Origin of the sequence: Enterobacter sp. MGH 16, assembly GCF_000493175.1 — a bacterium.
In the GTDB taxonomy this organism is placed as follows: domain Bacteria; phylum Pseudomonadota; class Gammaproteobacteria; order Enterobacterales; family Enterobacteriaceae; genus Enterobacter; species Enterobacter roggenkampii.
Genome location: NZ_KI535695.1, coordinates 4,083,971 through 4,103,884 on the forward strand (window position 1 = coordinate 4,083,971; position 19,914 = coordinate 4,103,884).

Consider the following 19,914-nt stretch of genomic DNA (forward strand, 5'->3'; position numbering starts at 1 on the left):
GAGTGCCCCCCAAAAATGAACAAACACGACTGATGAATTTCGATCCTTGCTAAAACGCCACCGCGTCGGCAGGGGATGTTTTGATTTCATTCAGGAGTGCTTATGGCTCATTTTGCGCAGTCCCCTTCTTTTATTTTGCATCAGGTCACCTGTCAGTTTCCGACGGGCGATACCCTTTTTGGTCCGCTGAATCTCACGCTGGAACCCTCCCTGTGCGCGCTGGTTGGCCGCAACGGCAGCGGAAAAACGCGTCTGCTGCGCTTGCTGGCGGGGCTGGACGAACCGGCTACCGGTCATATTGAACGCTTTGGCTCGCATGCCTGGGTGGCGCAGCAGCATGTTATTTCTTCGCAGACGACGCTGGCTGAACTTCTCGGGTATGACGCGATTTTTACTGCGCGTAAGCGCATTGACAGTGGTGATTATCAGCCTGACGATCTGGCGTTGCTCGACGGCCACTGGGATATAGCCGAACGTCTGAGCGAAGCGTTTATCAGTGCGACGCTCCCACCGTTTGAGCCTGATAAGCCCGCCATAGAACTCAGCGGCGGCGAGCGCATCCGCGCCCTGCTGTGCGGGGCGTTTACGGCGGGCGCGGACTTTCTTCTGCTGGACGAACCGACTAACCATCTGGATCGACAAGGCCGGGCGTGGTTCTACGACCAGTTGAGTCGGTATCAGGGCGGCGTGCTGGTGGCCTCGCATGACCGCGAACTTCTGGAGCAGGTGCCGCGTATTCTTGAGCTGAGCGCCTCGGGTCTGCGCAGCTACGGCGGAAATTATGCGGATTATCAAGCCCAGCGCGATGCCGAACAGCAGGCTGCCCGCGCGGCGCTGGAACATGCGGCAACCGAGCGCAAACGCACCCGCGCGCGCATGCAAAAAGAGCATGATGACAGCCAGCGGCGGTCAGCAAAGACGTTACGCACCGTCGATACCCTGAATATCGCATCGTTCGAGCGGGTCAAATATAAAGGCGCGGCAAAGGAGCGGATTGGCTCCTGGAAAAAACAGCACAGCGAGCAAAATGAAGCGCTGAACGCCGCGGTTAACAAGGCGCGTGAGCGGGTTGAAGACGATAACCCGGTCATGTTCACCCTGCCGGGAAGTCAGATCCCGGAGGGGAAGCAGGTGCTGGTGCTGGAGGATCTGGTGCTGCAGCATGTACCTGTTCCTCCGCTCAACTGGCGGATGGACGGACCGATGCGCGTGGCGTTAAAGGGACCGAACGGCTGCGGGAAGTCGACGCTGTTAAAAACCCTCCTCGGCGAGGTTGCCCCCCGTTCGGGTAGCTGTAAAGTGTCCGTCAGCTGCGCTTATCTCGACCAGCATCTCTCCCGTCTCGATCTCTCGCAGTCGGTCATGACGCATCTCAATTTGAGTCATACCCCTCTGGAAGAGGGGGTATTGCGAACCCGTTTAGCGCAGCTTCAACTGGGGGCTGACAAAGTGATGCTCCCATTGGCGGCGCTCAGCGGCGGTGAGCGTCTTAAGGCTGCCCTGGCCTGCGTGCTGTGGCGCGCGGAGGCCACGCAGCTTCTGCTGCTGGATGAACCGACCAACCATCTGGATCTGGCTTCAGTCCAGGCCATTGAAGCGGCGCTGGCCGGTTTCCCTGGGGCACTGCTGGTGGTATCACACGATGAGGCGTTTTTAAGCGGCTTAACGTTAACGCATGCGCTGGTGTGGGAAGAGGCGGGGTGGCGTTGTGATAGCCTGTAAAACACAAGCCCCCGCAAAGGCGGGGGCATTCAATCTTCACTACGCGATCTGCTTGCTGAGTGCAGGGTTGGCCTGAATCAGGCGCATCAGCCGTAACTCGGTTGGGGTGGGTTTCTCACGTTTTGACTCCCACTCCTGCACCATAGCCACGCTGACACCCATCGCTCTGGCGAATTCTTCGGTTTTCAGTCCTGTCCCTTTGCGCAATTGCTCATATTCTGTAAAGGGATTGGATTTTTGTTGCAGGGTAATCGTCTGCGGTACATCTTTAAAAATGATCTGTTCCAGGCTGCTCAGCAGCTCAAACTCAGGATCTTTATATTCCATTGAGGACTCCTCTTAAATCTCACATCGTGATCAAGAACATCAGAGAGCCAGTTAAGAATAGTCCCTAATACCAACCCAGGATCGTCACGGGTGTGATTAATCGTGCGGTAACGATCGCTGTATCCGATTCAGCAATATGGAGAGTTATGCTAATTCCCTGATTAGTCATATGTCGGCTTCGCCAGGTATTTTTTTGTAAATGGTAAGAAATAAATCGGCAATAGCCGTTTTGCATGAAAAGAGTATCTTGCAAGGCTGACCTGGACTATCCTTGTCAGCGTCGGGCACGCGTGTGCCGGTGTGCGCTTTTTTGGGTGAAAGGAGTAATAAAATGGCGACAGGAAAGTCCTGCTCTCGCTGGTTTGCGCCTATTGCGGCGTTGTTGATGGTTGTTAGCCTGAGTGGGTGTTTTGATAAAGAAGGCGATCAGCGCAAAGCGTTTATCGATTTTCTGCAGAATACAGTGATGCGCAGCGGCGAGCGGTTGCCAACGCTGACTGCGGATCAGAAAAAGCAGTTTGGCCCCTTTGTGTCCGATTACGCCATTCTTTATGGTTATTCACAGCAGGTGAGCCAGGCGATGGATTCCGGTATCCGCCCGGTAGTGGATAGCGTGAACGCCATCCGCGTTCCACAGGATTACATGACGCAGCGTGAACCATTGCGTCAGTCCAACGGTGCGCTTGGCGTGCTGAGCCAGCAGCTGCAGAATGCGAAAATGCAGGCTGACGCGTCACGTTCTGCGCTGAAGCAGGGCGACGATCTCAAACCGGTCTTCGACAAAGTGTATGAGAAAGTGGTGACCAAACCGTCAGAAGCACTGCAACCGTTGATTCCGGCCGCGCAAATCTTCACGCAGCAGCTGGTCCAGGTGGGTGACTTTATTGCCCAGCAGAATACGCAGGTAAGCTTTGTTGCCAACGGTATTCAGTTCCCAACCTCCCAGCAGGCAAGCCAGTACAATACGCTGATTGGGCCGCTGGCCTCTCAGCATCAGGCCTTCAGCCAGGCCTGGAGTGCCGCAGTCGCTGCCACAGAATAAACCGAAAAAACCCCGCTTCTGGCGGGGTTTTTTTATGCGTTGCGAAAATAACGCTTGTCATTCCTCTACCACATCGGTATAACTATTCCCGTCGGTTTGTTACACAGACCTAAAGCAGTTTAGTAAAGCAGTCCAGATTGTTATCCATAGATACCCTTCGTAGTGACCCTTCCTTCATCGCTTAAAAATCTGTAACGCAATCCATCAAGCCGGAAGGCACAATATATTTGTTAATAAGGTAATTTCTATGTCTGCTAAAATGACTGGTCTGGTAAAATGGTTCAACGCTGATAAAGGTTTCGGCTTCATCACTCCTGACGATGGCTCTAAAGACGTGTTCGTACACTTCTCTGCTATCCAGAACGATGGCTACAAATCTCTGGACGAAGGTCAGAAAGTGTCCTTCACCATCGAAAGCGGCGCTAAAGGCCCAGCAGCTGGTAACGTTGTAAGCCTGTAAGCTTCCAACCCAGTAGCAAAGAATTTAAAAACCCGCCTTCTGGCGGGTTTTTTCGTTTCTACCGTTGCACCTGCGGGTTCACGCAGTTTCTCTCCACCTTTCCGCTAAGGGCGGCAATAAGGTTATCGACCGCGGTGGCCGCCATGTTGTAGCGCGTCTCATGGGTGGCTGAGCCGATGTGGGGCAGGGCAACCACGTTAGGCATTGTCAGCAGCGGGGAGTCCACCGGCAGCGGCTCCTGCTCAAACACGTCCAGACCTGCTGCATGGATCTCACCGTTTTTCAGAGCCTCAATCAGCGCCTTCTCATCCACCACCGGGCCACGACCCGCGTTGATGAAAATGGCAGATGCCTTCATTTTTTCAAACGCCTCTTTACCAATCAGATGACGGGTTTCATCCGTCAGCGGCAGCACCAGGCAGACAAAATCGGCTTCCTGCAGCAGGGCATCCAGCTCGCAGTAACGGGCGTTGAAGCGTTCTTCGGCTTCACTGTGATGGCGACGCGCGTTATACAGAATCGGCATGTTAAAACCAAAATGGGCGCGCTGCGCCAGCGCCAGCCCGATACGCCCCATACCGACAATGCCCAGCGTTTTGCCGTGAACATCCACGCCGAACCAGTCCGGACCAATGCTTTTTGTCCATTCGCCCGCTTTGACGCGCTCAGCCACTTCCACCACGCGACGGGCCGTGGTGAGCATGAGCGCCATCAGCGTATCGGCAACGGTTTCCGTCAGAGCATGCGGGGTATGCATCAGCAGGATTTTGCGGGCGTTAAGCGCATCCACGTCGAAGTTGTCGTAACCCACGGAAACGGTTGAGGTAGCACGAAGCTTCGGCATTTTCTCCAGCAGGGCGACATCCACTTTTTCGCTTGAACCCAGCAGGCCTTCCGCGCTCGCGAACGCGTCGGCGTGCTGTGCCACGGTTTCCGGGCGCAGGTTCTTCACCTGCGTGACGGTGAAGTGCTCTTCAAGGCGTTTCTGCAGATCTTCCGGCAGGGTTTTATACAAAATGACGGACGGCTTCATGCTAATCTCCGTTGATTTTTTAAGGATTCAGGCGTGGCGAGCGCCGACAGGGTGTTGTTGATTATTAGCAGGCTTAACAATCAGAGTAAGCCATACCGAGGCGAAAAGCGCCACCCCCATAAAGATGTACGATGCGGATGGGCTGCCGGTGGCACCGTTCAGGTAACCGACGAACCAGGAGCCGCAGAACGAACCTAGCGCACCCATACTGTTAATCAGCGCCATCGCACCCCCCGCCACGTTACGAGGCAGCATCTCGGGGATGATGGCAAAGAACGGTCCGTAAGGGGCGTACATGGCCGCACCGGCAACCACCAGCAGCGTATAAGAGACCCAGAAGTGGTTTGCGCCCACGGCCCAGGAGCCAATAAAGGCGAAGGCAGCAATCAGCAGCAGCGGCCAGACAAAGAGCTTGCGGTTCTGCAGCTTGTCCGACGCCCAGGAAACGATAATCATCGCGATGGTTGCCGCCAGATACGGTACGGATGACAGCCAGCCTACTTCGACCATGCCGAGGTTTTCACCGCCGCTGCGGATAATGGACGGCAGCCACAGCACAAAGCCGTACACGCCAATGCTCCAGGTAAAGTACTGCGCGCAGAGCAGGATCACGTTACGCGAGCGGAAGGCTTCACCATAGTTACGCACCGCCTTCAGGCCTTGCTGTTCTTTGTCCAGCTGCGCCTGCAGCGCCGCTTTTTCGTCTTCGGAAAGCCATTTCGCCTGGGCTGGTTTATCTTTCACCAGCACCCACCAGCAGAAGGCCCAGATAATTGCCGGCACCCCTTCAATGATAAACATCTCGCGCCAGCCGAAGGCCTGGATCAGGTAGCCGGACACCACCGACATCCACAGTACCGTGACCGGGTTACCGAGGATCAGGAAGGTATTCGCGCGCGAGCGCTCAGATTTGGTGAACCAGTTGCTGATGTAGATCAGCATCGCGGGCATAACCGCCGCCTCAACCACGCCGAGGATAAAGCGAATGGCGGCCAGGGCAGGAATATTGTTCACCATGCCGGTCAGCGACGCGCAGGCGCCCCACAGGATCAGACAGATGAAGATCAGCTTACGCACGCTGCGGCGTTCCGCATAGATCGCGCCGGGGATCTGGAAGAAGAAGTAGCCCAGGAAGAAAAGGGCACCCAGCAGGGAGGAGATCCCTTTAGTGATCCCGAGGTCCTCGGTGATCCCCGCGGCGGACGCGAAGCTGAAGTTGGCACGGTCAAGGTACGCCAGGCTGTACGTGATAAACACGATTGGCATGATGTACCACCAGCGTTTTACTGCATTGGTCGAACTGTTCATAGGCTTGCCTCTGTTGTTGAGGTTGTTACCGCCGTTGTCTGTAGGGTACACGGTGGCTTAATTATCTGGTGCGGCTTGCTGCCTCACCCTGGCCCTCTCCCACAGGGAGAGGGAATTTAAACGCCGAGCTGTGCTCGTGTTGGTAATCCTTCGCTGTCGCCCTGCACCTGAATGGCCAGCGAGCCAATCTTGTTGCCTCGCGCGACGGCCTGCGGCAGCGTTTTACCTTCCAGCAGGGCGCTAATCACGCCCACGGCAAAGCCGTCACCTGCGCCGACGGTGTCGACGACGTTCTCGACCTTCACTGCCGCGACCGCGCCCTGCTCGCCATTGGCCGTTTTAAACCACGCGCCATCGGCACCGGTCTTCAGCACCACCGCTTTTACCCCTTTATTCAGGTAGAAGTCGGCGATGCCTTCCGGCGTGCTTTCGCCGGTCAGAATCATCCCTTCTTTCAGGCCTGGCAGAACCCAGTCCGCCCGGAACGCCAGACGGTTCAGTTTCTCCACCATTTCCGCTTCGCTTTTCCACAGCACCGGACGCAGGTTGGGGTCGAACGATAGGGTTTTCCCCTGGGCTTTCATGGTGGTCGCGGCATGATCCAGCAGCTCATACGAGCTGGCAGAGAGTGCCGCGGCTACGCCGCTCAGGTGCAGATGGCGTGCGGAGGCAAAGTAATCGGCGTGGTAATCCGCGACAGAAAGGTGGCTTGCAGCAGAGCCTTTGCGGAAATACTCCACGATGGGATCGGTTCCATTTTCGACCTTGGATTTAAGCTGAAAGCCGGTAGGGAAGCGTCCGTCGAGGGTGACCCCTGCAGCATCAATCCCCTCTTTTTTCAGCGAATCGAGAACGAAATGGCCAAAGCTGTCATCCCCCACGCGGCTGACCCAGCCCACGTTCAGGCCGAGACGCGCCAGGCCGGTCGCGACGTTGAGCTCAGCGCCTGCGACGCGTTTGATAAAGTGCTCCACCGCACTCAGCTCGCCCGTTTCGGTGGCGACAAACATGGCCATGGCCTCGCCGATCGTGATGACATCCAGCGTCTTGTGCATGGTTTACTCCTCGCGCAGCAGGTTGACGTAATGGCGGGTAACGGCGGTTAAATCCGCCCCTTCCAGCGGGAACTCGATACCGCGCGGGGCATCGGCAGGCAGCTGGCCCAGCAGATCCAGCCAGCGCGCATCGGCGCGGTCCGGTGCGACGGCGCGGAAGTTATCTTTATGCGGCACGGCGGCCTTCACGTGGATATAGCTCACGGCAGGGGCCAGGTGACGCGCGGCCTCTTCAGGGGAGTCGCCCACCCACAGCCAGTTCCCCATATCGAAGGTCAGCGTGACGGGGAGCGCCATTTCCCGACAGGCGGCCTGGAAGCGCTGCATGGGCGCGAGCTGTCCGCAGTCGGTCTGATCGTTCTCCACGACCAGCGCCATGCCGCTGGTATTCAGCAGCGTACGCAGAGCGTCCAGAGGTTGCGCGTCGCGGAAATGGCCCAAGGACACCTTCAGCCAAAGTGCGTTCAGGGTGTTGGCTTCAGAAAGATAGCGGGGCAGGTCCGGGTTGAGGGTGCCGTCGGGCATAAACAGGGCGGCGGGTGCGGAGTAGCACGCCAGCAGACCCAGCAGCTCAATGGATTCGCCCAGCGCGGGCAGCGCCAGCAGCTCTTCGCTGTTGAACAGTTCCCGGCGGATCTCAACGCCGTCTGCCCCCGCGCCAGCAATTACGGGGAGCATCGCCCGTTGACCGCCCGCCTGTCGCACCTGTTCCGCACCGTACGCGGCGGTGACCACCATAATTTTCCTGCCCATCTTCGGACTCCATCGCAACATATCAATACTATTACGCTAGATGGAACCGGTTCCAAAGAAAAGGTCAGGATGTTGAATTTATGATCGCTATCACAAGGGAAATTTAACGCGCGGTGGAGCCACGAACGATCAGTTCGCCGGAGAAGACCTGCTCGCGAACGGCATCGCTGGTGCCTTCAATACGACGAACGACTTGTTCAACAGCAGCATAGCCAATCTGCCAGGTGGGCTGTTTGAGGGTAGTAATGCCGACGCCAGCCAGCTCCGCCCACTCCAGTTCATCAAACCCCAGCAGACCGATGTCGCTGCCCCAGTGCAGGCCAATGCGCTTGAGCGAGCGGGCAACCTGCAGCGTCAGCGCCCCGTTGGCGGAGATAACCGCTTTGCGCATCCCACGATGGCGCGTATGGAACTGACGCAGGGTGTTGTCGAGCTGCCCAGCTTCGTGAAGCGGCGTTTCGGCATTTTCGGCGATCACGCCGGGATAACGCTCCAGCGTGGCGCGAAATGCGCTCAGGCGTTCACGACGGGTGTTGACCATCCCCAGCGGTTCACTCAGAAACAGAATGGCCTCGAAGCCCTGTTCAATCAGATGTTCGGTGGCGGTCGTGGCGGCCTGGATGTTATCCAGCCCGACCACGTCGCAGGCAAATTCCGGGATTTTACGGTCGATGAGGACCATGGGCAGGGAGGATTGCTGCAGGCGATTTAAGCCTTCTTCACGCATGCCTACCGCGTTGACCACAATCCCTTCCACCTGATAGCTGCGCAGCAGGTCGAGATAATGCAGCTCCTGGTCGACTTCGTTGTTGGTATTACAGACCAGCGGCGTAAAGCCTTTCTCGCGACAGGCGGCTTCGATACCGCTGAGCACGTTCACGGAGTAGGGGTTGGTGATATCGGCGATGATCAGCCCGATAAGGCGGGTGCGGCCGCGTTTGAGCCCGCGCGCCATGAGGCTGGGACGGTAGTCGAGATCGGCAATGGCCTGTTCAATACGCGCCAGCAACGCATCGGACAGCAGGTGTTTCTCGCCGTTAAGGTAGCGCGAAATGCTGGTTTTACCGGTTTTGGCGGCTTTCGCCACGTCGCTGATGGTGGCCCGGGCTGGTTTGCTCATCGCTGATTTCCCTGAATTTAGTGAGAATACCTTAGCGGGAAAATCGGACGAATCAAGTAATTTGCCCGGTGGCGCTGCGCTTACCGGAGGTTGCGGTCTGATACCCTCACCCCAACCCTCTCCCACGGGAGAGGGCGCAAACACTAAAAACGGCAACGGGGTTGCCGTTTTGCTTTTACCTACTGAATTGGGCTTAACGTAATCTCTACGCGGCGGTTCTGCGCTTTGCCTTCCGCCGTGCTGTTGCTGGCGATAGGGTTGGCAGGGCCCATGCCGCTGGTGCGGATGCGGTTTGCTTCAACGCCCTGGGTAATCAGCGAGCTGGCCACGGAATCGGCGCGCTGCTGGGACAGACGCATGTTCAGATCCTGGCTGCCGGTGCTGTCGGTGTAGCCAATCACGTTCACGGCGGTCTTGTTGTACTCTTTCAGCACCATCGCCACGCCGGTAAGGGTGTTCGCACCCGCGGGTTTCAGCGTTGCGCTGCTGCTGTCGAAGGTGACGTTGTTCGGCATATTCAGGATGATGTTATCGCCGCTGCGCGTCACGCTCACGCCGGTTCCCTTCATTTTGTCGCGCAGTTTTGCTTCCTGCACGTCCATGTAATAACCGACGCCGCCGCCCAGGGCCGCGCCCGCCGCTGCGCCAATCAGCGCGCCTTTGCCGCGGTCTTTCTTGGAGGAGGAGAGCGCCCCAACGCCTGCGCCGACCAGCGAGCCGATACCCGCGCCAATGCCGGATTTACCCGCTTCGCGCTCACCGGTGTAAGGGTTGGTTGTGCAGCCAGAAACAGCCAGTGCACCGCTCACCAGAGCGGCAATAACGAGTACGCGTTTTTTCATCTTCTTTCCTTAATCCTTTTTATTCTTTGCCACGGCGAACGTGGCAGTTGATTATGACGTCCAGATACGGAGAAAATTCCGGGTATAACTCTGAAATTTGTGACAAACCATAAACGGTCTCAGCAAGAAGGCCGTAAAACCTGCACGCAACCAGGAGCGCACGCTTGAGCACCTCAACGAAAACCATTCTGACCGCCGCCCACTGGGGGCCAATGCTGGTCGAAACCGATGGCGAAAATGTTCTGTCGTCTCGCGGAGCATTGCCAACACAACATCCCAACTCTTTACAGACCGTCGTTCGCGATCAGGTGCACAGCAAAACACGCGTGCGCTGGCCGATGGTGCGTAAAGGTTTTCTCGCCTCACCTGACAAGCCGCAGGGCATTCGCGGTCAGGATGAGTTTGTTCGCGTGAGCTGGGATGACGCGCTGGCGCTGATCCACACCCAGCACAAGCGCATTCGCGACAGTTACGGTCCGTCGTCCATTTTCGCCGGGTCCTACGGCTGGCGCTCTAACGGGGTGCTGCACAAGGCGTCGACGCTGCTGCAGCGCTATATGAGCCTGGCGGGCGGCTATACCGGTCATCTGGGGGATTACTCCACCGGTGCGGCGCAGGCGATCATGCCGTACGTCGTGGGCGGGAACGAGGTGTACCAGCAGCAGACCAGCTGGCCGCTGGTGCTGGAACATACCGACGTGGTGGTGCTGTGGAGCGCTAACCCTCTTAACACGCTGAAAATTGCCTGGAATGCCAGCGACGAGCAGGGCATTGGCTATTTCGACGCGCTGCGCAAAAGCGGCAAGCGCATCATCTGCATTGACCCGATGCGCTCTGAAACCCTGGGTTTCTTCGGCGACAGCGCCGAGTGGATTGCCCCACATATGGGCACCGACGTGGCAATGATGCTGGGTATCGCCCATACCCTGGTGGAAAACGGCTGGCACGATGTCGAATTCCTGACGCGCTGTACCACCGGCTTCGATAAATTCGCCGACTATCTGACGGGTAAAACGGATGGCGTGGCCAAAACGGCAGAGTGGGCGGCTGACATTTGCGGTGTTTCTGCGGATAAACTCCGCGAACTGGCGGCGTTATTCCATAAAAACACCACGATGTTGATGTCTGGCTGGGGGATGCAGCGCCAGCAGTTTGGCGAGCAAAAACACTGGATGCTGGTGACCCTCGCCGCGATGCTGGGGCAGATCGGTACGCCGGGCGGCGGTTTTGGTCTCTCCTATCACTTTGCCAATGGCGGTAACCCCACGCGTAAAGCGGCGGTGCTGGCGTCTCTGCAAGGTTCGGTGCAGGGGGGCGTGGACGCCGTGGATAAAATCCCGGTGGCGCGTATTGTTGAAGCCCTGGAAAATCCGGGCGGTTTTTATCAGCACAATGGTCTCGACCGCCACTTCCCGGATATTAAATTTGTCTGGTGGGCGGGCGGGTCGAACTTCACGCACCATCAGGATACCAACCGCCTGATCCGCGCCTGGCAGAAGCCGGAGCTGGTGGTGATTTCAGAGTGCTTCTGGACCGCCTCGGCGAAACACGCTGATATCGTGCTCCCGGCGACCACCTCGTTTGAGCGTAACGATCTCACCATGACCGGCGACTACAGCAACCAGCATATGGTCCCGATGAAGCGCGTGGTGGCCCCGCGCGATGAGGCGCGTGATGATTTCGACGTGTTTGCTGAACTGAGCGAGCGGTGGGAAGCGGGCGGTCGCGCGCGTTTTACCGAAGGAAAAACCGATCTCGAATGGCTGGAAGCCTTCTACCAGATTGCCGGACAGCGCGGCGCGGCGCAGGGCGTGACGCTCCCGCCATTTACTGAGTTCTGGGAGGCGAACCAGATCGTCGAAATGCCGGAGAGTGAACAGAACGCGAAGTTTGTTCGTTTTGCCGATTTCCGGCGCGATCCGGAGAACCACCCGCTGAAAACCGAGAGCGGCAAGATCGTGATCTACAGCGAGCGCATCGCCAGCTTTGGCTATGCTGACTGCCCGCCGCATCCCACGTGGCTCGAGCCGGACGAATGGCACGGCAACGCCCGGCCGGATCAGCTGCAGGTGTTATCTGCCCATCCCGCACACCGTCTGCACAGCCAGCTTAACTATACCTCCCTGCGCGAGCAGTATGCGGTCGCCGGGCGAGAGCCCATCACGCTGAATACCCTCGACGCGAAAGCGCGCGGGATTGCGGACGGCGACGTGGTGCGCGTCTGGAACGCGCGTGGACAGGTGCTGGCAGGGGCGGTGGTGAGCGACGGGATTAAGCCGGGCGTGATCTGTATTCATCAGGGCGCATGGCCTGACCTTGAGCTCGCCGAAGGCGGTATCTGTAAAAACGGGGCGGTTAACGTGCTGACCAAAGATCTCCCCAGCTCGAAGCTGGGGAATGGTTGCGCAGGGAACACGGCGCTGGCCTGGGTCGAGAAATATACGGGTCCCGAGCTTACCTTAACGGCGTTTGATCCGCCTGCCAGCTCATGATCCACGTCGGGTGTTGGGTGTCATCCTGCCAGGCGCTGTCTTCAATGCGAAAGCCCTGAGCATGGTAGAAATTCACCGCCCGGACATTTTTCTGATACACCTCCAGGGTTAAGTGCGGGAAGCGCTGTTGAACATGTTTCAGCAGCGCGCGCCCGATGCCTTTCCCGATGCATGACGGCGCCACAAACAGGGCGCCGACAAACTGAGACTGCATCACGCTGATAAATCCGCAAGGTTCGCCGTCCTGCTCCCAGACCCAGGTTTCAGCGGACGGCAGATAAACGTCCCGCACCATGGCCTCATTCTCTTTCCAGTAATTCGGCGCGATGAACGGATGCGCTTCCGTGGTACTTTCCAGCCACAGGCTCAGCAGCGGCGCGGTATTTTCATTTTGCCATTTGCGGATCATGATGGCCTCCCGGATGACAGAAGCAGCCGGTAACGTGGTCGTTGACCAGGCCACAGGCCTGCATAAAGGCGTAGCAGATGGTGGAGCCGACAAACTTAAAGCCGCGTTTTTTCAGGGCCTTCGAGAGCGCATCCGAGGCTGGGGTGGAGGCCGGGATGTCCGCGAGTGTGGCGGCCTGCGTGACTTGCGGAGTGTTGTTCACAAACGTCCAGACAAAATCTGAAAATGATTCGCCGTTTTGCTCCATCGCCAGATAAGCCCGTGCGTTACCGATGATGGCCTGGATCTTGCCGCGATGGCGGATGATGCCGGCATCCTGCACCAGTCGTTCCACGTCCTCATCGGTCATCGCGGCGACGGCGACGGGGTCGAACTGGTGGAAAGCGCTGCGGTAATTTTCGCGTTTTTTCAGTACCGTAATCCATGATAACCCCGCCTGCTGGCCCTCCAGGCAGATCATCTCAAAGAGCTTTTTGCCATCCCTTTCCGGCACGCCCCATTCCCGATCGTGATAGTCGATATAAAGCTGATCCTGGCTTACCCAACCGCAACGTTCCATCCGTCATCTCCCTTATTGATACTGATTTCGCAAAAATTTCGTTCTGACTGGCTTGACGTGTTTACTATAAAGACAATAGTTAATACAGGGCCATATGCTCTCTAAGCTCTTCCTGAATAACGACAAATATCGCCGAATTCGGCTCTCTCTGGGGTCGCGTTGAAGATGATAAAAAAAATCAGTGGTCGCCATGCTGTGTCTGGCCTGGTGGGGATTTCAGCCTGCCTGTTTTTTTGTAATACAGCGTCTGCCTGGCAACAGGAATATATCGTTTCAGACGCCCAAAATAATACGGCGGAACGCTATACATGGGACGCGGATCACCAACCGCGCTATGAGGATATTCTCGCGGAGCGTATTCAGTCTTCGCAAAATGCGCCGGGTCTTGCTCTGAATATACCGTCTGGCAGCACGACAGAGGGGGCGATGAGCGTAGGCTGGAATTTTCCCGTTTCAGCGCGAATTACCACCGGCCCGGTGGTGGCGTGGCGGTACGACGGCACGGCTCCTATGATGATCAACGAGTTTGGTGATAGCGCGTCGACACAGTCAGTTACGGACCCGCTCTGGCATGCCAGCGTCAGCACGCTGGGGTGGCGTGTTAACACCCAGTACGGCGATCTCCGGCCCTGGGCGCAGATCAGCTATAACCAACAGTTTGGTGAAAACCAGTGGAAATCGCAGTTTGGTATGCCGCAAACGCCAGCTCCTGCCCAAAACGGCAGCTGGATGGATGTCACCGTGGGAACGGATATTCCCTTTAATACGCACATGGCGGCCTATGCCTCGCTGGCTCAGGGGGAGCATACCACCACCGGTGAGGAGTTTTTATACACCCTCGGCGTCAGCGCCAATTTCTAGAATTGTTACTTTTTTAAACGTTACGATAACATCTCGAATACAATAACCACGGGCTTTACAGCGATAGCAGATACTAACACGCTGTCGCTTTATTCCCGTGCCAGGTCATTCATTCCCGATTCCAGGCATTTCATTCCGTTCCGCCTGCATTTCATGCCGTTTTACCCCAGGCATATTGAGGTTTTGTTTATCGTTGTCCTCAGCGAATTCCCTCAATTTATCTTGCAGGACAACTGCCATGAACACATCAACCTATAACCGCACGCGCTGGCTCACGCTCTTTGGTACCATCGTCACTCAGTTTGCGCTGGGATCGGTCTATACCTGGAGCCTGTTTAACAGTGCGCTTTCTGACAAACTCGGCGCACCGGTCAGCCAGGTCGCGTTCTCCTTTGGTTTGCTGAGCCTGGGTCTGGCGATTTCATCTTCCGTCGCGGGCAAGCTGCAGGAGCGTTTTGGCGTGAAGCGCGTGACCATGGCGTCCGGCATCCTGCTGGGGTTGGGCTTTTTCCTGACCGCGCATTCCAGCAACCTGATGATGCTCTGGCTGAGTGCGGGCGTGCTGGTGGGACTGGCGGACGGCGCGGGCTATCTGCTGACGCTGTCAAACTGCGTGAAGTGGTTCCCGGAACGTAAAGGTTTAATCTCCGCGTTTGCCATTGGTTCTTATGGTTTGGGCAGCCTCGGGTTCAAATTTATCGATGCCCATCTGCTGGCGTCCGTCGGCCTCGAAAAAACCTTCATGATCTGGGGCGCAATCGTGCTGGTGATGATTCTGTTCGGCGCCACGCTGATGAAGGATGCGCCGCAGCAGGAAGTGAAATCCGTGAATGGTGTGGTGGAGAATGATTTCACCCTCGCGCAGTCCATGCGTAAACCGCAGTACTGGATGCTGGCGGTGATGTTCCTGACGGCCTGCATGAGCGGCCTGTATGTCATCGGCGTGGCGAAAGATATCGCGCAGGGGATGGTGAAACTGGATGCAGCCACGGCGGCCAACGCGGTGACCGTCATCTCCATTGCTAACCTCTCCGGTCGTCTGGTCCTCGGTATTCTGTCCGACAAAATCGCCCGCATCCGCGTGATTACGATTGGGCAGGTGGTTTCGCTGGTCGGTATGGCGGCGCTGCTGTTCGCTCCGCTGAATGAAGCCACCTTCTTCGCGGCAATTGCCTGCGTGGCCTTTAACTTCGGCGGCACCATTACCGTCTTCCCGTCACTGGTGAGCGAGTTCTTTGGCCTGAACAATCTGGCGAAAAACTACGGCGTGATCTATCTGGGCTTCGGGATCGGCAGTATCTGCGGCTCGCTGATTGCTTCCCTGTTCGGCGGGTTCTACGTAACCTTCTGCGTCATATTTGCCTTGCTGATTATCTCCCTGGCGCTGTCAACCACGATTCGCCAGCCGCAACGTGAAGTTTTTAAAGAAGTTCATGCATAATCGCGACGAGAAAGGCCGGTAATCCGGCCTTTTTATTTTCTTAACCTGGAAATAAAGCGATTTTGTCTGTTTTTGGATTTGCTTTTTTGTAAATAACTGTACTGATCACACTCTCTGCTGCCACTTTTCCGCTTCCCTGTGGTCTACTTACCACGCCTGTAGACGTTTCATTGAACGATCCCCTGAGCGTATGTCTAATCTGCCCACTTTTTAATCGAGGTGGGCGGCGGTACTGTCCCTTTTTCCGGGTAGCTTGCATGAAATACATTAAATCGATGGCGCAACAAAAGCTCTGCTTTTTGCTGGCGTTGTACATCGGCCTGTTTATGAACGGCGCAGTTTTTTTCCGTCGGTTTGACGGTTACGCGCATGATTTTACCGTCTGGAAAGGAATTGCAGCGGTTGTCGAATTGGTCGCTGCGGTATTGGTCACCTTCTTTTTATTCCGTATTCTTACCCTGTTTGGCCGTCGCGTGTGGCGAGTGCTGGCAACGTTTATCGTGCTGTGCTCGGCGGGTGCCAGCTATTACATGACTTTTATGAACGTGGTGATTGGCTACGGCATTATTGCCTCGGTGATGACCACGGATATCGACCTCTCTAAAGAGGTTGTGGGGCTGCACTTTATCCTCTGGCTGGTAGCGGTCAGCGCCTTGCCGCTGCTGCTCATCTGGAGCAACCGCTGCCGCTATACCCTTGTTCACCAGATCCGCACGCCAGGAAAGCGATTCAGAAGCGTCGCCGTGGTGCTGCTGGCGGGCCTGATGGTCTGGGGGCCGATTCGTCTGCTGGAGGTGAAGCAGAAGAATGATGAGCGTACCTCCGGCGTGGATATGCCGAGCTACGGTGGCGTGGTTGCCAACTCGTATTTACCGTCTAACTGGATCTCCGCGCTAGGGCTGTATGCGTGGGCGCAGGTGGATGAGTCCTCGGATAATAAGTCGCTGATAAACCCGGCGAAGAAGTTTACCTATGTGGCGCCAAAGGATATCGACGATACCTACGTCGTCTTTATTATCGGAGAGACCACGCGCTGGGATCATATGGGCATTCTCGGCTATAACCGTGATACCACGCCTAAACTGGCGCAGGAAAAGAACCTGATTGCCTATCGTGGCTATTCCTGTGATACCGCCACCAAGCTTTCCCTGCGCTGCATGTTTGTGCGCGAGGGCGGGGCGAGCGATAACCCGCAGCGTACGCTAAAAGAGCAAAACGTCTTCTCGGTGCTGCATCAGCTTGGGTTTACCTCCGACCTCTATGCGATGCAGAGTGAGATGTGGTTCTACAGCAACACCATGGCGCAAAACATCTCCTACCGCGAGCAGATTGGCGCAGAGGCGCGCAACCGTGGCAAACCTGTCGATGACATGTTGCTGATTGATGAGATGAAACTCTCACTCAACGGGAACCCTGATGGTAAGCATATGATCATCCTTCATACCAAAGGGTCGCACTTTAACTACACGCAGCGCTACCCGCGCAGCTTTGCCAAATGGACGCCGGAGTGCGTCGGAGTGGATAAAGACTGCACCAAAGCCCAGTTGATTAACTCTTATGACAACTCCGTGATGTATGTGGATCACTTTATTGATTCGGTGATTGACCAGGTTCGCGATAAGAAGGCTATTGTCTTCTATGCGGCGGACCACGGTGAATCTATCAATGAGTTCGAGCATCTGCACGGTACACCACGCAAGATGGCGCCGCCCGAGCAGTTCCGCGTGCCAATGATGGTGTGGATGTCCGATAAGTATCTGGAAGACCCGGAGAAAGCGAAGATGTTTGCCCATCTGAAGAAAGAGGCGGAAATGAAGGTGCCGCGTCGTCACGTTGAGCTGTACGACACCATTATGGGTTGTCTCGGCTACACCTCACCGAACGGTGGGATTAACGAAAACAACAACTGGTGTAAACTCCCTGATAACAGCGCAAAAGCCGCGCAGTAGCTGCTCTGGCGAGAATATCGCCAGTTGAATGGCTTTTTGAAAATAAGGGATTGACGGGGGCGCACCTCAGCAGTAAGATGCGCTCCGCATTCGGCGAGTAGCGCAGCTTGGTAGCGCAACTGGTTTGGGACCAGTGGGTCGGAGGTTCGAATCCTCTCTCGCCGACCACATTCTGAAAAGGGCTAACCGTAAGGTTAGCCCTTTTTGCATTATGGCCTTAGCTCTTCAGAGTAATCAAAACGCCCCTTACGCCCGCTTCTCCCTGCCTGTTAACGATTTTGTGACATAATCCATTGTATTTTTTTATATATAGATTGATCTTTTTTCGCGTTGCTTATGGATAACCTCAGCATTTTTCGCTGTGCGTTTTAACGTTCGCGGTATTTAGTGCTCAGATAATCACCATTCTGCAAGAAAATTTACCCATTCTGAATAAAAGTTAATCACTGATTGTTGCGAAATATGAAGATAGTTGTGCTGCAACATGGCGAGTAGCATAAATTTCCCTGCTGAAAACTGACGCTCATGGTTTTTTTAATCTTTGTTTGCGGTTTCTCACACTCAGCGTAAATCCCCGTCACCTGTATTGACGTTTTCACATTCTGTTGACAGATTGTAGGGCATGAGGGGCATTTCAGGGACGATCTGCGCTGCAACTCAAACGCTCTTCTGAAAGGATTCTCCATCCCTTTAACGCCTTCGGGCACCTCCGACCGGACCGGGTAAAAAATAAATAAAGGTCTGGCGGCGTAACACAACAAAGCAAAACATCACATTGGAGCAGAATAATGAGTATTTCCTTGAAGAAGTCAGGGATGCTGAAGCTTGGTCTGAGCCTGGTGGCTATGACCGTGGCAGCAAGCGTACAGGCAAAAACCCTGGTTTACTGTTCTGAAGGCTCGCCGGAAGGCTTTAACCCACAGCTCTTTACCTCTGGTACGACTTACGACGCAAGCTCTGTACCGATCTATAACCGTCTGGTTGAATTCAAAACCGGCACCACGGAAGTGATTCCGGGTCTGGCCGAGAAGTGGGACGTCAGCGAAGACGGTAAAACCTACACCTTCCACCTGCGCAAGGGCGTGAAGTGGCAGGACAGCAAAGAATTCAAACCAACGCGCGACTTTAACGCCGACGACGTTGTGTTCTCCTTCGACCGTCAGAAAAACGCTCAGAACCCGTACCACAAAGTCTCTGGCGGCAGCTATGAATACTTCGAAGGGATGGGTCTGCCGGATCTGATCTCTGAAGTGAAAAAAGTGGACGATAATACCGTTCAGTTCGTGCTGACACGTCCGGAAGCACCGTTCCTGGCTGACCTGGCCATGGACTTCGCCTCAATTCTGTCCAAAGAGTACGCGGACAACATGCTGAAAGCCGGTACGCCGGAAAAAGTCGACCTGAACCCAATCGGTACCGGTCCATTCCAGCTGCTGCAGTACCAGAAAGACTCCCGTATTCTGTATAAAGCATTCGAAGGCTACTGGGGCACCAAGCCGAAGATCGACCGTCTGGTCTTCTCCATCACGCCTGATGCGTCAGTACGTTATGCAAAACTGCAGAAAAACGAATGCCAGGTGATGCCATACCCGAACCCGGCTGACATCGCCCGCATGAAGCAGGACAAGAACATCAACCTGCTGGAGCAGGCTGGCCTGAACGTGGGCTATCTCTCCTTCAACACCGAGAAGAAACCGTTTGATGACGTGAAAGTGCGTCAGGCGCTGACCTACGCGGTGAACAAAGAAGCGATCATCAAGGCGGTTTACCAGGGCGCTGGCGTTGCAGCCAAAAACCTGATCCCACCAACCATGTGGGGCTATAACGACGACGTTAAAGACTACTCCTACGATCCTGAGAAAGCGAAAGCGCTGCTGAAAGAAGCGGGCCAGGATAAAGGCTTCACCGTTGAGCTGTGGGCGATGCCGGTACAGCGTCCGTACAACCCGAACGCACGCCGTATGGCAGAAATGGTTCAGGCTGACTGGGCGAAGATTGGCGTACAGGCCAAGATTGTGACCTACGAGTGGGGCGAGTACCTGAAGCGCGCCAAAGCGGGTGAGCACCAGGCAGTGATGATGGGCTGGACCGGTGACAACGGGGATCCGGACAACTTCTTCGCTACCCTATTCAGCTGTGCTGCAGCGAAAGACGGTTCTAACTACTCTCGCTGGTGCTACAAGCCGTTTGAAGACCTGATCCAGCCGGCGCGTGCGACCGACGATCACAACAAACGTATTGAACTGTACAAGCAGGCGCAGGTTGTTATGCACGATCAGGCTCCGGCGCTGATTGTTGCTCACTCCACCGTGTACGAGCCAGTGCGTAAAGAAGTGAAAGGCTACGTGGTTGATCCACTGGGCAAACACCACTTCGAAAACGTATCGGTTGAATAATTAAAAGCAACGCCAGGCGGCGCTGCGCTTGCACTGGCCTACGGTATGTAGGCCGGGTAAGCGTAGCGCCACCCGGCAGCAGTGCTTAATTCTCTCTCTGAAAGGAGAGGGGATAAGATTTGTGAGCAATACAGACGTCACGCCA

Annotated in this window: 17 protein-coding genes and 1 tRNA gene; 9 read left to right on the forward strand and 9 right to left on the reverse strand. The window is 55.9% G+C overall.

What is annotated here, in order from left to right; genetic code table 11:
• Window positions 1-102: 102 nt before the first annotated feature.
• Window positions 103-1,722 (forward strand): ABC-F family ATP-binding cassette domain-containing protein, encoded by a 1,620-nt coding sequence (locus L362_RS03820; RefSeq protein ID WP_023345233.1) that lies wholly within the window; start codon window positions 103-105, stop codon window positions 1,720-1,722.
• 39 nt (window positions 1,723-1,761) lie between these two features.
• Here the strand turns inward: L362_RS03820 and L362_RS03815 are convergent, their stop codons facing one another.
• On the reverse strand, window positions 1,762-2,049 hold the full coding sequence (locus tag L362_RS03815; protein ID WP_008502755.1) for an HTH-type transcriptional regulator: 288 nt from the start codon (window positions 2,047-2,049) through the stop codon (window positions 1,762-1,764).
• 331 nt (window positions 2,050-2,380) lie between these two features.
• Between L362_RS03815 and L362_RS03810 the strand changes: the two genes are divergently transcribed.
• Both L362_RS03810 and cspA read left to right on the forward strand, forming a co-directional pair.
• Window positions 2,381-3,091 carry a DUF3053 domain-containing protein gene (locus L362_RS03810; protein WP_008502756.1) on the forward strand — a complete coding sequence of 237 codons (711 nt, stop codon included), beginning with the start codon at window positions 2,381-2,383 and terminating at the stop codon, window positions 3,089-3,091.
• A gap of 247 nt (window positions 3,092-3,338) precedes the next feature.
• Entirely contained in the window at window positions 3,339-3,551 is a 213-nt protein-coding gene (cspA, locus tag L362_RS03805) for a transcription antiterminator/RNA stability regulator CspE (RefSeq protein WP_003860775.1), read from the forward strand.
• A gap of 58 nt (window positions 3,552-3,609) precedes the next feature.
• On the opposite strand, the gene ghrB is transcribed toward cspA, so the two are convergent.
• The 6 genes from ghrB to L362_RS03775 form a co-directional block, all read right to left on the reverse strand.
• Complete coding sequence (ghrB, locus tag L362_RS03800) at window positions 3,610-4,584, reverse strand: glyoxylate/hydroxypyruvate reductase GhrB (RefSeq protein ID WP_023345234.1); 975 nt, start codon at window positions 4,582-4,584, stop codon at window positions 3,610-3,612.
• A gap of 27 nt (window positions 4,585-4,611) precedes the next feature.
• Window positions 4,612-5,892 (reverse strand): MFS transporter, encoded by a 1,281-nt coding sequence (locus tag L362_RS03795; RefSeq protein WP_021242469.1) that lies wholly within the window; start codon window positions 5,890-5,892, stop codon window positions 4,612-4,614.
• 116 nt (window positions 5,893-6,008) lie between these two features.
• Window positions 6,009-6,947, reverse strand: coding sequence for a sugar kinase (locus L362_RS03790; RefSeq protein ID WP_023294842.1), 939 nt, complete (start codon window positions 6,945-6,947; stop codon window positions 6,009-6,011).
• Window positions 6,948-6,950: 3 nt separating this feature from the next.
• Entirely contained in the window at window positions 6,951-7,700 is a 750-nt protein-coding gene (locus tag L362_RS03785; protein ID WP_032623049.1) for a sugar phosphate isomerase/epimerase family protein, read from the reverse strand.
• Between the two features lie 103 nt (window positions 7,701-7,803).
• Window positions 7,804-8,820: a LacI family DNA-binding transcriptional regulator gene (locus L362_RS03780; RefSeq protein WP_023345235.1), complete on the reverse strand. Its 1,017-nt coding sequence runs from the start codon at window positions 8,818-8,820 to the stop codon at window positions 7,804-7,806.
• A 179-nt stretch (window positions 8,821-8,999) separates the two neighbouring features.
• A complete protein-coding gene (locus tag L362_RS03775; RefSeq protein ID WP_008502762.1) occupies window positions 9,000-9,662 on the reverse strand; it encodes an OmpA family lipoprotein in 663 nt (220 codons plus the stop codon).
• A gap of 212 nt (window positions 9,663-9,874) precedes the next feature.
• Here L362_RS03775 and L362_RS03770 point away from each other — a divergent pair, with 212 nt between their 5' ends.
• The gene (locus L362_RS03770) at window positions 9,875-12,154 is read left to right on the forward strand and encodes a molybdopterin guanine dinucleotide-containing S/N-oxide reductase (protein WP_050583073.1); all 2,280 of its coding nucleotides are present in this window, start codon (window positions 9,875-9,877) and stop codon (window positions 12,152-12,154) included.
• On the opposite strand, the gene L362_RS03765 is transcribed toward L362_RS03770, so the two are convergent.
• Both L362_RS03765 and tag read right to left on the reverse strand, forming a co-directional pair.
• On the reverse strand, window positions 12,117-12,563 hold the full coding sequence (locus L362_RS03765; RefSeq protein ID WP_023345237.1) for an N-acetyltransferase: 447 nt from the start codon (window positions 12,561-12,563) through the stop codon (window positions 12,117-12,119). The genes L362_RS03770 and L362_RS03765 overlap by 38 nt on opposite strands.
• A complete protein-coding gene (tag, locus tag L362_RS03760; protein WP_023345238.1) occupies window positions 12,541-13,122 on the reverse strand; it encodes a DNA-3-methyladenine glycosylase I in 582 nt (193 codons plus the stop codon). Before tag ends, L362_RS03765 begins: the two co-directional genes overlap by 23 nt.
• A gap of 165 nt (window positions 13,123-13,287) precedes the next feature.
• Here tag and L362_RS0123225 point away from each other — a divergent pair, with 165 nt between their 5' ends.
• The 5 genes from L362_RS0123225 (at window position 13,288) to dppA (ending at window position 19,769) form a co-directional block, all read left to right on the forward strand.
• Window positions 13,288-13,983, forward strand: coding sequence for an autotransporter domain-containing protein (locus L362_RS0123225; RefSeq protein ID WP_021242477.1), 696 nt, complete (start codon window positions 13,288-13,290; stop codon window positions 13,981-13,983).
• Between the two features lie 238 nt (window positions 13,984-14,221).
• A complete protein-coding gene (locus tag L362_RS03755; protein WP_008502767.1) occupies window positions 14,222-15,424 on the forward strand; it encodes an L-lactate MFS transporter in 1,203 nt (400 codons plus the stop codon).
• Window positions 15,425-15,681: 257 nt separating this feature from the next.
• Window positions 15,682-17,373: a kdo(2)-lipid A phosphoethanolamine 7''-transferase gene (gene eptB, locus L362_RS03750; RefSeq protein ID WP_008502768.1), complete on the forward strand. Its 1,692-nt coding sequence runs from the start codon at window positions 15,682-15,684 to the stop codon at window positions 17,371-17,373.
• A 91-nt stretch (window positions 17,374-17,464) separates the two neighbouring features.
• Window positions 17,465-17,541, forward strand: a tRNA-Pro gene (locus L362_RS03745).
• Window positions 17,542-18,161: 620 nt separating this feature from the next.
• The gene (gene dppA / locus L362_RS03740) at window positions 18,162-19,769 is read left to right on the forward strand and encodes a dipeptide ABC transporter periplasmic-binding protein DppA (protein ID WP_008502769.1); all 1,608 of its coding nucleotides are present in this window, start codon (window positions 18,162-18,164) and stop codon (window positions 19,767-19,769) included.
• Window positions 19,770-19,914 lie beyond the last annotated feature (145 nt).